This window comes from Mycolicibacterium smegmatis (assembly GCF_001457595.1).
In the GTDB taxonomy this organism is placed as follows: domain Bacteria; phylum Actinomycetota; class Actinomycetes; order Mycobacteriales; family Mycobacteriaceae; genus Mycobacterium; species Mycobacterium smegmatis.
The window spans coordinates 4604984-4618758 of sequence record NZ_LN831039.1 but is presented as its reverse complement, the minus strand read 5'-3'; the positions used below and the strand labels follow the sequence as shown (position 1 = coordinate 4618758).

Annotated in this window: 14 protein-coding genes; 4 read left to right on the top strand and 10 right to left on the bottom strand. The window is 68.7% G+C overall.

Annotated elements, in window-relative coordinates; translation table 11 throughout:
* The gene (locus AT701_RS22125) at positions 1 to 1086 is read left to right on the top strand and encodes a sulfate/molybdate ABC transporter ATP-binding protein (protein ID WP_058126593.1); all 1086 of its coding nucleotides are present in this window, start codon (positions 1 to 3) and stop codon (positions 1084 to 1086) included.
* An 18-nt stretch (positions 1087 to 1104) separates the two neighbouring features.
* Here the strand turns inward: AT701_RS22125 and AT701_RS22120 are convergent, their stop codons facing one another.
* From AT701_RS22120 to AT701_RS36085, 4 genes are all read right to left on the bottom strand, one after another.
* The gene (locus AT701_RS22120; RefSeq protein WP_014878057.1) at positions 1105 to 1836 is read right to left on the bottom strand and encodes a sirohydrochlorin chelatase; all 732 of its coding nucleotides are present in this window, start codon (positions 1834 to 1836) and stop codon (positions 1105 to 1107) included.
* A complete protein-coding gene (locus tag AT701_RS22115) occupies positions 1815 to 2525 on the bottom strand; it encodes a phosphoadenylyl-sulfate reductase (protein ID WP_036453447.1) in 711 nt (236 codons plus the stop codon). The genes AT701_RS22120 and AT701_RS22115 overlap by 22 nt, the downstream gene beginning before the upstream one ends.
* Positions 2526 to 2530: 5 nt before the next feature.
* A complete protein-coding gene (locus AT701_RS22110) occupies positions 2531 to 4240 on the bottom strand; it encodes a nitrite/sulfite reductase (protein ID WP_011729896.1) in 1710 nt (569 codons plus the stop codon).
* A 124-nt stretch (positions 4241 to 4364) separates the two neighbouring features.
* Positions 4365 to 4421, bottom strand: coding sequence for an Ms4527A family Cys-rich leader peptide (locus tag AT701_RS36085; protein ID WP_353612280.1), 57 nt, complete (start codon positions 4419 to 4421; stop codon positions 4365 to 4367).
* Between the two features lie 140 nt (positions 4422 to 4561).
* Here AT701_RS36085 and hemW point away from each other — a divergent pair, with 140 nt between their 5' ends.
* On the top strand, positions 4562 to 5734 hold the full coding sequence (gene hemW / locus AT701_RS22100; protein ID WP_011729894.1) for a radical SAM family heme chaperone HemW: 1173 nt from the start codon (positions 4562 to 4564) through the stop codon (positions 5732 to 5734).
* A gap of 47 nt (positions 5735 to 5781) precedes the next feature.
* The gene (mbtI, locus tag AT701_RS22095; RefSeq protein ID WP_011729893.1) at positions 5782 to 7134 is read left to right on the top strand and encodes a mycobactin biosynthesis salicylate synthase MbtI; all 1353 of its coding nucleotides are present in this window, start codon (positions 5782 to 5784) and stop codon (positions 7132 to 7134) included.
* Here mbtI and AT701_RS22090 read toward each other — a convergent pair.
* The 5 genes from AT701_RS22090 to AT701_RS22070 are packed head-to-tail and all read right to left on the bottom strand — an operon-like array spanning position 7131 to position 11329.
* Complete coding sequence (locus AT701_RS22090) at positions 7131 to 7928, bottom strand: ABC transporter permease (protein ID WP_003895889.1); 798 nt, start codon at positions 7926 to 7928, stop codon at positions 7131 to 7133. The genes mbtI and AT701_RS22090 overlap by 4 nt on opposite strands.
* Complete coding sequence (locus tag AT701_RS22085) at positions 7925 to 9091, bottom strand: ABC transporter substrate-binding protein (RefSeq protein WP_058126592.1); 1167 nt, start codon at positions 9089 to 9091, stop codon at positions 7925 to 7927. The genes AT701_RS22090 and AT701_RS22085 overlap by 4 nt, the downstream gene beginning before the upstream one ends.
* The gene (locus AT701_RS22080) at positions 9088 to 9804 is read right to left on the bottom strand and encodes an ABC transporter ATP-binding protein (protein WP_003895887.1); all 717 of its coding nucleotides are present in this window, start codon (positions 9802 to 9804) and stop codon (positions 9088 to 9090) included. Before AT701_RS22080 ends, AT701_RS22085 begins: the two co-directional genes overlap by 4 nt.
* Positions 9780 to 10802, bottom strand: a complete 1023-nt coding sequence (locus tag AT701_RS22075) for an acyl-CoA dehydrogenase family protein (RefSeq protein ID WP_003895886.1) — start codon at positions 10800 to 10802, stop codon at positions 9780 to 9782. The genes AT701_RS22080 and AT701_RS22075 overlap by 25 nt, the downstream gene beginning before the upstream one ends.
* Complete coding sequence (locus AT701_RS22070) at positions 10799 to 11329, bottom strand: DUF4242 domain-containing protein (RefSeq protein WP_003895885.1); 531 nt, start codon at positions 11327 to 11329, stop codon at positions 10799 to 10801. Before AT701_RS22070 ends, AT701_RS22075 begins: the two co-directional genes overlap by 4 nt.
* Before the next feature lie 92 nt (positions 11330 to 11421).
* Between AT701_RS22070 and AT701_RS22065 the strand changes: the two genes are divergently transcribed.
* Positions 11422 to 12021: a TetR/AcrR family transcriptional regulator gene (locus AT701_RS22065; RefSeq protein WP_174519610.1), complete on the top strand. Its 600-nt coding sequence runs from the start codon at positions 11422 to 11424 to the stop codon at positions 12019 to 12021.
* A 7-nt stretch (positions 12022 to 12028) separates the two neighbouring features.
* Here AT701_RS22065 and AT701_RS22060 read toward each other — a convergent pair whose 3' ends face one another.
* Positions 12029 to 13699, bottom strand: a complete 1671-nt coding sequence (locus AT701_RS22060) for a (2,3-dihydroxybenzoyl)adenylate synthase (RefSeq protein ID WP_275718054.1) — start codon at positions 13697 to 13699, stop codon at positions 12029 to 12031.
* Positions 13700 to 13775 lie beyond the last annotated feature (76 nt).

Below are 13775 nucleotides of genomic sequence, written 5' to 3'. Positions count from 1 at the left end.
ATGTCTGACACCAGTACGCAAACCAACACGAGCGCGATCGTGGTGCGCGGCGCCAACAAGCACTACGGCGATTTCGCGGCGCTCGACAACATCGACTTCGAGGTGCCCTCCGGCTCGCTGACCGCGCTGCTGGGCCCCAGCGGTTCGGGCAAGTCGACACTGCTGCGGGCCATCGCCGGATTGGATCAGCCCGATTCGGGCACCGTCACCATCAACGGGCGTGACGTCACCGGGGTGCCCCCGCAGCAGCGCGGTATCGGTTTCGTGTTCCAGCACTATGCGGCGTTCAAGCACCTGTCGGTGCGCGACAACGTGGCCTTCGGCCTGAAGATCCGCAAGCGTCCCAAGGCCGAGATCGCCGAGCGTGTGGACAACCTCCTGGAAGTCGTGGGGCTCAGCGGCTTCCAGACCCGCTATCCCAACCAGCTGTCCGGCGGTCAGCGTCAGCGCATGGCCCTGGCCCGTGCACTCGCGGTGGATCCGCAGGTGCTGCTGCTCGACGAACCGTTCGGTGCGCTGGACGCCAAGGTCCGTGACGACCTGCGGACGTGGCTGCGTCGCCTGCACGACGAGGTGCACGTCACCACGGTGCTGGTGACCCACGACCAGTCGGAGGCGCTCGATGTGGCCGACCGCATCGCCGTGCTCAACAAGGGCCGCATCGAACAGATCGGGTCGCCGACCGAGGTGTACGACCAGCCGGCCAACGCGTTCGTGATGTCGTTTCTCGGTGCGGTGTCGGAGATCAACGGGACCCTGGTGCGTCCGCACGATATCCGGGTGGGTCGCACCCCGGAGATGGCGATCGCCGCGAGCGACGGCACGGCCGAGGCCACCGGGGTGCTGCGCGCCACGATCGACCGCATCGTGATGCTGGGCTTCGAGGTGCGCGTCGAACTCACCAGCGCCGCATCGCATGTGCCGTTCACCGCGCAGATCACGCGGGGCGACGCCGAGGCGCTCGGGTTGGAAGAGGGCGACACGGTGTACGTGCGCGCGACGCGCGTACCGCACATCGCGGGTGAGGCCCAGGTGCCGCGGACCGCCACCAACAACGTGAACGCCGACGCCGCACTGGCGCAGTAGCCGGCGCGGCAGGGGAGTCTAGGCGGCGAAACCGGCGGTGCGGGCCTCGATCGCCTCTTCGTAGCGGTCGAGCACCGTGGCGGCGACGAGGCGGTGCGGGCCGAGCGGTTCGGCCATCGGAATGCCTTCGCGGCGGGCATATTCGGCGACGCGGTCGGTGATGCGGCCGTGCGCCAGGAACCACGGCGCGATCACCAGTCGCGTCGCTCCCCGGGCGCGCAACCGCTCGACGGCCCGGCTCACGGACGGATCCTGCCCGGTCGCGAACGCGACGTGCGTGCCGACCCACCGGGTGCCCTCGGCCAGATCGGCGGCGAGTTCCGCGGTGCGCGCGTTGGCCGCGGCGTGTGAGGACCCGACGCCGGTGAGCACCACGCCGAGAGACGAATCGAAGCGTGAAACACCAAGGGCGGTGAGGCGTTCCCGCATCACCTGCAGGAGGCGCGGATCGTTCCCGAGCACATCGGCCTGCACCACGTCGGCACCGGTCTGCGCGATCAGCGCCGGGATGTCGATGCGTGCGTGGTAGGCGCTGGCGAGCAGCAGGGGCACCACCACGGAACCGGCTTCGACAGCCGTGAGGACGTCGGCGAGATTCGGTTCGTTCTGCTCACAGAACGCGACACGGACCTCGGTGTCGGGCAACAGGCGCCGCACATGCCCGGCGATAGCGTGGGCATTGGCCGACGAACGCGGATCCGCGCTGCCGTGTGCGGTCAGGACGAGCGTCACGAGACGTGCAGCCCGCATTCGGTCTTGGACAGCCCGGCCCAGCGGCCACTGCGCGGATCGGCCCCGGGAATCGGCTTACTGGTGCAGGGCGCGCAGCCGATCGACGGATAACCTTCGTAGACAAGGGGATTGACCAGGATGCCGTTGGCGTCGATGTAGTTCTGCATGTCCTCGTCGGTCCACGCCGCGATCGGGTTGATCTTCACCAGGCCGAACGCGTTGTCCCAGCTGATCAACGGGGCGTTGGCCCGGGTGGGCGCCTCGACCCGGCGGATGCCGGTGACCCACGCCGAATAACCCTTGAGCGCGTTGGTCAACGGCACCACCTTGCGCAGCCGGCAGCACTCACCGGGGTCACGCGCGAACAGATCCTTGCCCAGCAGTTCGTCCTGCTCGGCGACCGTGCGCTCGGGGGTCACGTTGACCACGTGCACGTCGTAGACCGCCTCGACGGCATCACGCGTGCCGATGGTCTCGGCGAAGTGGTATCCGGTGTCGAGGAACAGCACGTCCACGCCGGGACGCACCTTGGCGGCCATCTCGACGAGCACCGCGTCCTGCATGTTCGATGCCACCACGTAGTTGCCGCCGAAGTGCTCGTCGGTCCAGCGCAGCAGCTCCTCGGCGCTCGCGTCCGCGAGCTCGGCCGCGCCGCGCTCGGCGAGTTCGCGCAGTTCGTTCTCCGTTGACGTCGTCACGTCGGTCACGTTGCCTACCTCAAATCCGCTTCGTCGGCCCGCACGGCCCACTGGGCGAAACGCTCGCCGTCCTCGCGTTGTTTCACGAAGTTGCGCACGACGCGCTCGATGTAGTCGCCGAGCTCGGACGAGAGCACCTTGTGCTGGCGCAGCTTGCGGCCGAACCCGCTGTCCAGGCCCAGGCTGCCGCCCAGATGCACCTGGAAACCCTCCTCGGGGCCGTTGCCATCGTCGACCATCTGGCCCTTGAACCCGATATCGGCGACCTGGATACGCGCGCACGAGTTGGGGCAGCCGTTGATGTTGACCGTGATGGGCACGTCGAGCTGGGCGTTGATGTCGTCGAGCCGCTTCTCCAGCTCGGGAACCAGCACCTGGGCCCGCTTACGGGTCTCGGCGAAGCTCAGCTTGCAGAACTCGATACCCGTGCACGCCATGAGGTTGCGGCGCCAGTGCGACGGCGTCGACGGCAGGCCGAGCGCGTCGAGGCCAGCGCGCAGTTCGTCGATCTTGTCGTCGGGCACGTCGAGGATGATCAGCTTCTGGTACGGCGTGAAGCGGATCCGGTCGGACCCGGCCGCCTCGGCGAGATCGGCCACCTTGGTCAGGATCGTGCCCGAGACGCGACCCGCGATCGGGGCGACGCCCACGGCGTTGAGGCCGTTCTTGAGCTTCTGCACACCGACGTGGTCGATGGGGCGGGTCACCGGTTCGGGTGCCGGGCCGTCGATCAGGGGGCGCTTGAGGTACTCGGTTTCCAGCACTTCCCTGAACTTTTCGACGCCCCAGTCCTTGATCAGGAACTTCAGCCGCGCCTTCGACCGCAGACGCCGGTAACCGTAGTCGCGGAAGATGCTGACGACGCCCTCCCAGACGTCGGGCACCTCGTCGAGCGGCACCCACACCCCGACGCGCTGGGCCAGCATCGGGTTGGTCGACAGGCCGCCACCGACCCACAGGTCGAAGCCCGGGCCGTGCTCGGGGTGGTTGACGCCGATGAACGCGACGTCGTTGACCTCGTGGACCACGTCCTGAAGCCCCGAGATCGCGGTCTTGAACTTGCGCGGCAGGTTCGAGTACTCGGGCTTGCCGATGTAGCGGCGCACGATCTCGTCGATCGCGGGGGTCCCGTCGATCACCTCGTCGAGGGACTCACCGGCCAGCGGCGAGCCGAGGACCACACGCGGGCAGTCGCCGCACGCCTCGGTGGTCTGCAGGCCGACGGCGTCGAGGCGCTTCCAGATCTCGGGCATGTTCTCGACCTGGATCCAGTGGTACTGGACGTTCTCGCGGTCGGAGATGTCGGCGGTGTCGCGCGCGAACTCGGTCGAGATGCCGCCGAGCGTGCGCAGCGCTGCAGTGGTCAGCGCGCCACCATCGCAGCGCACGCGCAGCATGAAGTACTCGTCTTCGAGCATGTCGGTGTTCTCGTCACCGGTCCAGGTGCCGTCGTACCCGGGCTTGCGCTGCGTGTACAGGCCCCACCAGCGGAACCGGCCGCGCAGGTCGCCCTTGTCGATGCTCTCGAAGCCGTTCTTGGCGTAGATGTTCTCGATGCGCGCCCGCACGTTGAGCGGGTTGTCGTCCTTCTTGGCCTGCTCGTTGGCGTTGAGCGGCTCGCGGTAACCGAGTGCCCACTGGCCCTCGCCGCGGGGGCGCTTGGCAGGCCGTGTCTTGGGTGCGGGCTTCTCAGCCGTTTTGGCTGGTGCCTCGGAAGATGTCACTGTGGATGCTCCTTCGTGAAGGAGCCGGCGTACGGATCGCGCTGATCACCGGTGGCTGTCCGGCGGCGCAGATCCGGGCCAGCTGAAAATTCTGGGTGGGCTAGGTTCCGAAATCAACGCAGGATCAAGGCAGACAGCAACAGCTACAAACACGCTTGAAGTCGACATGCCGCCGGGCCACCAGCGATACGCCGGTGATGCTGTTGCGGGCGGAAGTCACGCGCCCATTCTGCCACGTATGCGCCCACCGGCCCTAACCGGCCCAGATTTGCGCTCAGGGTGAGCAAAAGTCTCCGCTGGACAGTCTGGGAAAATCAAGAGATGACCACCCGGACCGCGCCCCTCGGCCAGCCCGATCTGGCCCCCACACCGGGCCGGCCCTTCGGCATCTACATCCATGTCCCGTTCTGCGCGACACGCTGCGGGTACTGCGACTTCAACACCTACACACCGTCCGAGCTCGGCGGCGCCAACCCCGAGGGCTGGCTGGAGGCGTTGCGCGTCGAACTGCGCCTGGCCGCTGAGCGGGTGGGTGCGCTGGCGGTGCAGACGGTGTTCGTCGGCGGCGGTACGCCCTCGTTGTTGGGCGGGGACGGCCTGAGCGCGGTGCTCGACGCGGTGCGCGACAACTTCGTGCTGGCCACCGGCGCCGAGGTCACCACAGAAGCGAACCCCGAGTCGACGTCACCCGAGCTGTTCGCGGCGCTGCGCAACGCGGGCTACACCCGCATCTCGCTCGGCATGCAGTCGGTGGCGCCGCATGTGCTGGCGGTGCTCAACCGCACGCACTCGCCGGGGCGCGCGCCGGCCGCGGTGGCCGAGGCCAAGGCCGCGGGCTTCGAGCACGTCAACCTCGACCTCATCTACGGCACGCCGGGGGAGTCCGACGACGATCTGCTTCGCTCGGTCGATGCGGCCGTGCACGCGGGCGTGGACCACGTGTCCGGCTACGCGCTGGTGGTCGAGGACGGGACCGCGCTGGCGCGGCGTGTTCGCCGGGGCGAGATCGCCGCACCCGACGACGACGTGCTCGCGCACCGCTACGAACTGCTCGACGCGCAGCTGTCGGCCGCTGGTTTCGCGTGGTACGAGGTGTCGAACTGGAGCAGACCCGGCGGTGAGTGCCTGCACAACCTCGGCTACTGGGACGGCGGAGAATGGTGGGGCGCAGGTCCCGGTGCGCATGGCTTCCTCAACGCGACACGGTGGTGGAACGCCAAGCACCCCAACGCATATGCACAGACCCTTGCCGAAGGCGCGCTGCCCATCGCCGATTTCGAGGTGCTCGACGCGGCCGACCGGCACACCGAGGACGTGATGTTGCGGTTGCGGTTGCGGCGCGGTCTGGCGTTGGACGACCTCGCGGCCGACGAGCGCGCGCGGGTGCCCGAGATCGTCGCGGAGGGCCTGCTCGACACCGCGGGTGAGCGCGTGGTGCTGACCGACCGTGGGAGGTTACTGGCCGACGGTGTGGTGCGCGCACTGCTGGCCTGACGGCGTGGTGCACCTTTCGTAGCTAGGTTAGGCTACATTTACTTGCTGTGACACAGGCCGGTATCGAGACTGCATCCGAAAACGCCGAGGTGACGGGGCTTTCGCTGCCTCCTGGTGCGGACCCTGTCGACTTTGTCGCCGAGCTGGCGCGCGCACTTCCCGAACGCGACGGCGAGGAGTACGTCGTCTACGAGCGTGACAGGCAGTGGACGCTCGCCGCGGGTGTCCGCGCCGTCATCGAACTCGATTCCGACGAGATCCGGGTCATCTCCGACGACGTCGTGCAGTCCCAGCCGTGGACGGGGCGCCCCGGCGCGGCGCTCGGCGAGGCCGTCGACCGGCTGCTGTTGGAGACCGAGCAGCTGTTCGGCTGGGTGGCGTTCGAGTTCGGCACCTACCGGTTCGGACTGCAGGAGCACCTGAAGCCCGGGACGCCGCTGGCGCGCGTGCTGGCGCCGCGGACGCGGATCGTCGTCGCCGACGGACGCGTCGAGCTGATCGGCGCCGACGAGCGGCAGGTCGAGGCCGTGCGCCGTCTGCTCGCCGGGACAATCGGGCCTGCGCCCGTGTCGACCGCGGTCGACGTGCGCGCCGACGGGTCCCGCTACCGCGACCGCGTCGCGACGGCCATCGGCGAGATCACCGGTGGGCGCTACCAGAAGGTGATCCTGTCGCGGCGCCTCGAACTTCCCTTCGCCGTGGACTTTCCGGCCACCTACCGCGTGGGACGGCGCAACAACACCCCGGCCCGCTCGTTCCTGTTGCGTCTCAGTGGAATCCGGGCCCTGGGCTTCAGCCCTGAACTGGTCGCCGCGGTGCACGCCGACGGCACGGTGATCACCGAACCGCTGGCCGGGACCCGGGCCTTCGGCCGCGGCGCCGACGACGACCGCGCGGCCCGCGAAGACCTGGTGTCGAACCCGAAAGAGATTGTGGAGCACGCCATCTCGGTCAAGACATCGATATCGGAGATCGAGGAGGTCGCCGAGGCCGGCACGGCCGTGGTGCTCGACTTCATGACGGTGCGCGAACGCGGCAGCGTGCAGCACCTCGGATCGACCGTGGGCGGCAGGCTCAAGGGTTCGATGGACCGCATGCACGCGCTGGAGGCCCTGTTCCCGGCCGTGACCGCGTCCGGCATCCCCAAGGCCGAGAGCATGGACGCGATCCTGCGTCTCGACGAGGCGCCGCGCGGGCTGTACTCGGGTGCGGTGGTGACGTTCTCGGCCGACGGCGCGATGGACGCCGCGCTGACGTTGCGATCGGCCTACGAGGCGCACGGCGCGACGTGGCTGCGCGCCGGGGCGGGCATCATCGCCGAGTCGACCCCCGAGCGTGAGTTCGAGGAGACCTGCGAGAAACTCACCACCCTTGCGCCGCACCTGGTGCCGCGGGTCTAGGCCCGGCGGGCCGGGTTCAACAGCCAGCGCGCCGTGGTGTCGAGCAGAAACCCCAGTATGCCGATGACGACGATGACCGCCACCACCTGGTCGTATGCCAGTTGGTCTCGGGCGTTGAGGATCTGATAACCCAATCCCGAACGTACGCCGAGCATCTCGGCGGGCACGAGAACGATCCACGCCACGCCCAGCGCCAGCCGGATCCCGGTCTGAACGTGGGTGCGGATCGCAGGCAGGATGACCGCGAGCATCATTTCCCAGCGCGTGGCGTGAAACGAGCGCGCCACGTTGAGCAGACCCGGATCGACCGCGCGCACGCCGGCCGCGGTGTTGAGCAGCACGGGCCAGACCGCGGCGACCGCGACGAGGAAGACCACGGGCTGGTTACCGATGCCGAACACGGCCAGCGCGATCGGTGTCCACGACAGTGGCGAGATCATCCGTAGGAAGGCGATGATCGGTCCGCCGGCGCGTTCGGCGATGCGGGAGGAACCGATCAACAAGCCGAGCGGCATGCCGATCACGGTGGCGACGGCCAGGCCGATCGACAAGCGCCACAGGCTGACTCCGAGATCCCCGAGCAGCACCTGGCGTTCGAGGAGCCCGCTCAGTGCCGGGACGACATGCTGCGGTGCGGTCTGGCGCAGCACCGATTCTGGTCCGCTGAGCACCGAGGTCGCAAACCACCACAGGGCGATTGCGATCAGGATCGCGGTGATGGGCGGCGCGCACCGGCGCTGCCAGCTCACTTCACCGGCGGTTGTCGGGCCATTTCGAGTGCCGGCGATGGTCATGAGAATTGCACCTGTTCGGTTCTGGTGAGATCGGCGGTCGGTCCGAAGGCGTCAGGTCCGCCGTGAGCGCTCATGGATCTGCGGACGAATCGGTCCTCGACGAGATCGTCGTGAACCGCAGCGGGGTCGAGCCGGTCGAGGAATTTGCGGTCGCCGTCGACGACGGTGTCACACATGGCCTCGACGAGGCGGCGCGTGAAGCTCGGATACGGGAAGGGCCGGAAACCCAGGCGCTGGGGCAGCCAATCCGGATGCGCAAGCGGGTAGGGCGGATTCGGGTAGGTCAGCGCGAGAGTCACAGCTGGTGTGGGTTGCGGGAGGTATCGGCCCTCGGTCAAGGCCGCCGCGGCGGCCGCGCGGTCGGCGTCGATGCGGAGCTGCGCCCCCACCACCGCATGGGCGACGGCCTGTACCGCCTGTGGGCGACCGGCGATGACATCGTCCCGCGTGACCAGCGCGCAGCAGGCGTGATCACGCCAGACATCGCCGAGGAACGTGTGGATACGGCCGATCTTCTTGATCTGCGCGGCGGCGTTGAACGGATCTGCCACCACGTAACCGCCGAGCGTGCCGTTGGCCAGAGCGGGCACCATGTCCGAGGGGCTCATCACGACGAGTTCCACGGTCCGTTCGGAGCGAGAAGCGCCGCGCCGCACCACCGGTCGCAGGCCATGCGCCCGCAGCAGCTGTTGCAGCACGACGTTGTGTATCGACCACCAGAACGGGATGGCCACCTGGCTGCCTGCGAGATCGCCCAGTTCCTGGACGCGCGGCGCGACCGTGAGCGCCGATCCGTTGGTGTGGTTCCAGCCCAGCACCCGTACCCCGGCACCCAGGGTGTAGCGCAACTGGACGGCCATCGGCATCAGCAGGTGGGCAATATCGATCTGGCGCGAGATGAAGGCCTCCGCCAGGGCGGCCCAACTCCTGAAGAGCACCGGACGTGACGTGCTCACCGCCCAGGCGGGATACAGCCCGGCGCTGTGGGCGATCAACAGCGGTGCGGCGTCGGTGATGGGCAGGTAGCCCACCCGGAGCGCACCGCCGGCATCCGGTGCGCTGAAGAGTGCGCTGTGTGCGAGCCCGCCGAGGCCGAAGAGCCCACCGGCAGCGGTCAATCCGCCCGCCCCGGCCAGCAGCGCGCGTCGGGTCAGGGCCGTCACGACACCTCCACCGCGGGGTCGGCGCGGTAGTGGGCGAGAATTTCGCTCCGCGTGGGGAGTCCGTCGCCGCGCACTGTCCACTCCGCGCGGATACTGCCTGCGTCGAGCAGCACGATGCGCTGCGCCAAAGCGAGCGCTTCGTCGACGTCGTGGGTGACGAGTACGACCGTGACGTCGAGTTCTCGTGCCAGGTCCCTCAGCCACCCGGCCAGATCGCCGCGAGTGGCCGGGTCCAGCGCGCTGAAGGGTTCGTCGAGAAGTAGCAGCTGAGGACGGGTGGCGACGGCGCGCAGGATGGCGACCCGCTGGGCCTGACCGCCCGACAACTCGTCGGGGTAGCGGTCGGCGAGGTCGTCGAGGCCGAATCTGGTGATGAGCCTGGCGGCGTACCCGGGATCGAACCCCTTGCGCTGTGCCGTGAACCGGCGCGCGAAAGCCACGTTGTCCGCGACGGTCAGCCACGGCATGAGCAGGGGCTGTTGGAAGACCACGCCCGTACGCGGCCGGCTGCCGTCACCCGACCAGGTCAAGGTGCCGGAGGTCAGGGCATCCAGGCCGGCGCAGATCCGCAGCAGCGTCGACTTGCCGCTGCCGCTGGGGCCGAGCACCGCGAGAAACTCTCCTGTGTGGATCTGCAGGTCGATGTCGGCCAGCGCAGGCGTCCCGCCGAACCGTCTGGTGCCGTGCGCTATTCGTAGCGCGTGAGTTCCCACCGCAGTTGTCCTTCCGACGGTGATTGCACGGGCAGGAACGCGGCCTCCCGGAAACGCCTGTTGGCGGCGCTTCCCAGGGTGTAGCCGACACCACCGGTCAGCGACAGCTCCAGCCGGGTGACGTCCACCGCTGCATGTGCGGCATCCAATCGCAGCCGGATCAGGTCGGGCACCGTCGCCGTGCCGGGGTCCGAGGCCCACCCGTACAGCCGTGCTCGGATGTCGGCGGCGCGGGTGGCCGCGTCGTCGAGTTCCGCGCCGAACCGTGCCAGCGGGCCGGTGTGCGCCTCCGTGGCCGCGGTCAGAGCCGCGCGTGTGATGCCGACACAGAAAGCCGTCTGTAACAACAGGAACGCGGGCCGGATTCTGGCGACGAACGCAGCCAGGTCGGTGGCGAGAACCTGATCTGCCGCAACGCGAACCTCGTTCAGGTGCAATGACGTCGAAGCGGTGGCCCCGAGCGCGGTGAGCGGTGGGGCCGGGTCGACGGTGACACCATCGTCGCCGGTGCCCACCGCGACGACGACGGTGTGCTCACCGACGCGCACCGGCAGCACCATCAAAGCGTCGGGAAACACGTTGGTGGCCCACCGGATCGGCCCGCTGACGATCAGATCCGAGCCGTCGTTGTCGCCGGTGACCGGCACCTGGCCGAGACCGGCGATCTGCTTGAGCCCGGCGGCCATCGCGGTGACACCGATCTTGCGTGCCGCGGCCAGGGCGCTGATCTGCTCGTCGAACCCACCGGTGGACGAGGCGTTCAGATATCGCAGGCTCATGTGGTGAGCCCAGGTGGAGAAGCCGACAGCCAAGCTGTGGGCGGACACCTCGTCGATGACGCGCACCATGCCGGGCAGGTCGAGGTCGAGCAGTCCTTCCCGCCCGAGTTCGGCCAGGTCGGTGCGGACATCGGTGCGCTGCTCGTCGAGTTCGGCGGCACGCGCCGCCACGGTGCGCGCAACCCGGTCGAGGGCCGAGTCCGCGAGCATGGCGGTCATGGAAGTTGCCCGTCCAATCCGTGCAGGCGGTCGATGGGCGCGCTCACCGCATCGCGCGCGCGTCGCACCGCGGCCTCGTCCGGCGCGTCGTACAGACACAGGCACTTGTCCATGTCTTCACGGACATAGGTGCGCAGGAACCGCACTTCGGGCACATCCGCGTACTTGGGGGAGTTGGCCTTCTTGCGGGCCAGGTAGGACTCCATGTCCAGATCTGCAGGCAGATCCCACTCGACCAGATAACCGGCCTGCGGGCGGGCGGCTTTGAGCTCCGCCAGGTCTGCTCCGACGAGTCGTACCCGGTGTGGGCCGTCGACGGCGGCAGCGCCCAGTCCGGCGGTGTCCAAAGTGGCCGCCTCGGCAGCGAACTCGGCGATCACGAAGACCCGACGGCCCTGGGCGGTGACCTCTGACTCGATCAGTTCGCCACCGTGACCGGCGATTTCGGCATCGGCCCGTTTGATCAGCTGGCCCACCGCGGCCGTGTCGGTGGCTTCGGGGGTGATTTCGTAGAGATGAAGAGTCACGTGACTTCCTCGGCGTCGCAGGAGCGGTACGACATCACGGTGGCATAGACAGACAGGGCTGTCTATTGCCGTTTTCGGGTTACCCTGTCGCCATGAGCACGACCCGGCCCGCCATTGCCCCAAAGTCTGCGCACCAGGCTGTTTCCCTGCCGCCGGCACAACGCCTGCTCAACACAGCCTCCGAACTGTTCGCCGGCCAGGGCATTCGCGCCGTCGGCATCGACCTGATCCTGCGCGAGGCGGGGGTTGCCAAGGCCTCCCTCTACAGCACATACGGCTCGAAAGACGCGTTGGTGATCGCCTATCTCGCCAATTTGGATCACGCTGATCGCAACCGCTGGGAGCAAACGGTCGCCGGGGTGGAGGATCCGGTGCAGCGTGTCCTGACCTTTTTCGACCTCGCGTCGCGGAATGCGGCCCGGCGCGATTTTCGAGGCTGCCTGTACGCCAACGCCGCCACCGAATACCCCGGCGTCGAGCTCGAACCGGTCCGGGCGCACCGCGCGTGGCTGCGATCCACGTTGGCCGGCCTGCTGAAGCAGGCAGGGGTCGGATCTCCGGTCGCGTTGGCCCGGCGCATCCAGTTGCTCTATGACGGCGCGCTTCTCGGGTCGAAACTGGAACGCTCCACCAAACCGATCACCGCCGCGCGCGACCTGGTCGAAGAGCTGATCGAACTCGGCCGGCGCTGAGGCGGACCTACCCGCCGAGCTGACGCACGATCGCCTTCTTGTCGATCTTGCCGACGGCCGTGGTGGGCAGGCTCGGCATCGGGACCAGCGCGTCGTGCCTGCTGTGGGCAGCGACGCCGCGCTGCTCCAGATGCGCGTGCAACTCGGCCAGGCTGACCGGGGGTCCGTTGAAAACGACCACGGCGCAGATCTTCTCGCCGAGGAACTCGTCGGGCAGCGCAACCGCTGCGGCGGCCCACACGCTCGGGTGGGTCAGCAGGTGCTCTTCGAGATCGAGTGCGGAGACGTTCTCGCCGCCGCGCACGATGACGTCCTTGATCCGGCCGGTCACCTCCAGATACCCGGCGAGCGGGCCGTCGGCGAAGCGGCGTACCCGGTCGCCGCTGCGGTAGAAGCCGTCCGGGCTGAACGAGCGCTCGTTGGCGGCCTCGGCGTTGAAATAGCCGTTGAGCGTGTACGGTCCGCGCACCAGCAGTTCCCCCTCGGCGCCTGGCGGCACCTCGTTGCCGACCTCGTCGACGATGCGGATCTCGTCGTCCGGTGACAACGGGCGGCCCTGGGTGTTCTCCAGCACCTCGGGGGGATCGCCTATGCGGGTGTAGTTCAGCAGGCCCTCGGCCATGCCGAACACCTGCTGCAGTCCCGGGGTGAGGGCCCCGCGCACCAGCGCCGCGTCCGGCGCAGCCAGCTTGGCCCCGCCCACCTGGAGCAGGCGCAGCGTCTTGGGAGCCAAGGGTTCCCACGCACACGCCTGCGCCCACAGCTTGGCCAGCGCAGGCACCAGTGCGGTGACCGTGACGCCGTGTTCGTCGATCGCGGCGAACGCGGCCTCGGGGCTCGGGTCGGTGGTGAACACCGTGGTGGCACCGACGGTCATCGCACCGAGCAGGCCGGGGCACGCCAGTGGGAAGTTGTGGGCGGCGGGCAGCGCCACGAGGTAGACGTCGTCGGCGGTCAGCCGGCACAGCTCGGCACTGGCCGTGGCGTTGTAGACGTAGTCCTGATGTGTGCGCGGGATGAGTTTCGGCGCACCGGTGGTGCCGCCCGACACGAGCAGCAGCGCCGGGGTGGCCGGATCTGGTGCGATGTCGGGGACGGGTCCCGACGCCGCCCGCGTCACCTCCGCCCAGGACAGGAACTCCGCAGCGTCGCCGTCGACGAGGACGTGGCGCACGTTCGGATGGGACCTCACGAGTTCACGTGCGAGGTCGCGGTGGTCGAAACCACCTGCGGTGTCGGCCGCGACGAGCGCCACCGCCGAGCTGACCTCGGCGAAATGCGTGAGCTCGGCGAGCCGGTGCCCGGGCAGGCACATGACGGGCACCGCGCCCGCGCGCAGCAGGCCGAACAGTGCGACGGCGAACTCCGCGGTGTTGGGCAGCTGGACCAGCACACGGTCGCCGGGGCCGATGCCCAGGCCCGCGATACCTGCCGCGGCGCGGTCGGCGAGGCGGTCGAGTTCGGCGTACGTGTGCCGGTGGTCCGCATCGATCACCGCGATGTGGTCCGGCCATGTGCGGGCCGCCGTCCGCAGCACCGAATCCAGTAGCTGGTCTCGCCAGTACCCGGCTGCCCGGTAGGCCTGTGCGCGCTCGGCCGGAAACGGCGTGAATCCGGCCAGCAGGCTTGATCGAGCTGCAGATTCGGATTGCTCGGGGCGGGGGTGGGGCGTGGTCAGAGTCACGGCTGGACCTCGGGGGTAGGCGAAATCGGTCACCCGAATATAGGGTAGCCTCCACGAAGTTAGGACAGCC

Excerpts from the sequence above, each read along its gene's own strand:
- AT701_RS22125 (WP_058126593.1), top strand. The coding sequence starts at position 1 with ATGTCTGACACCAGTACGCAAACCAACACGAGCGCGATCGTGGTGCGC.
- AT701_RS22120 (WP_014878057.1), bottom strand. The coding sequence starts at position 1,836 with ATGCGGGCTGCACGTCTCGTGACGCTCGTCCTGACCGCACACGGCAGC.
- hemW (WP_011729894.1), top strand. The coding sequence starts at position 4,562 with ATGACCACCCGGACCGCGCCCCTCGGCCAGCCCGATCTGGCCCCCACA.
- AT701_RS22090 (WP_003895889.1), bottom strand. The coding sequence starts at position 7,928 with ATGACCATCGCCGGCACTCGAAATGGCCCGACAACCGCCGGTGAAGTG.
- AT701_RS22075 (WP_003895886.1), bottom strand. The coding sequence starts at position 10,802 with ATGACCGCCATGCTCGCGGACTCGGCCCTCGACCGGGTTGCGCGCACC.
- AT701_RS22065 (WP_174519610.1), top strand. The coding sequence starts at position 11,422 with ATGAGCACGACCCGGCCCGCCATTGCCCCAAAGTCTGCGCACCAGGCT.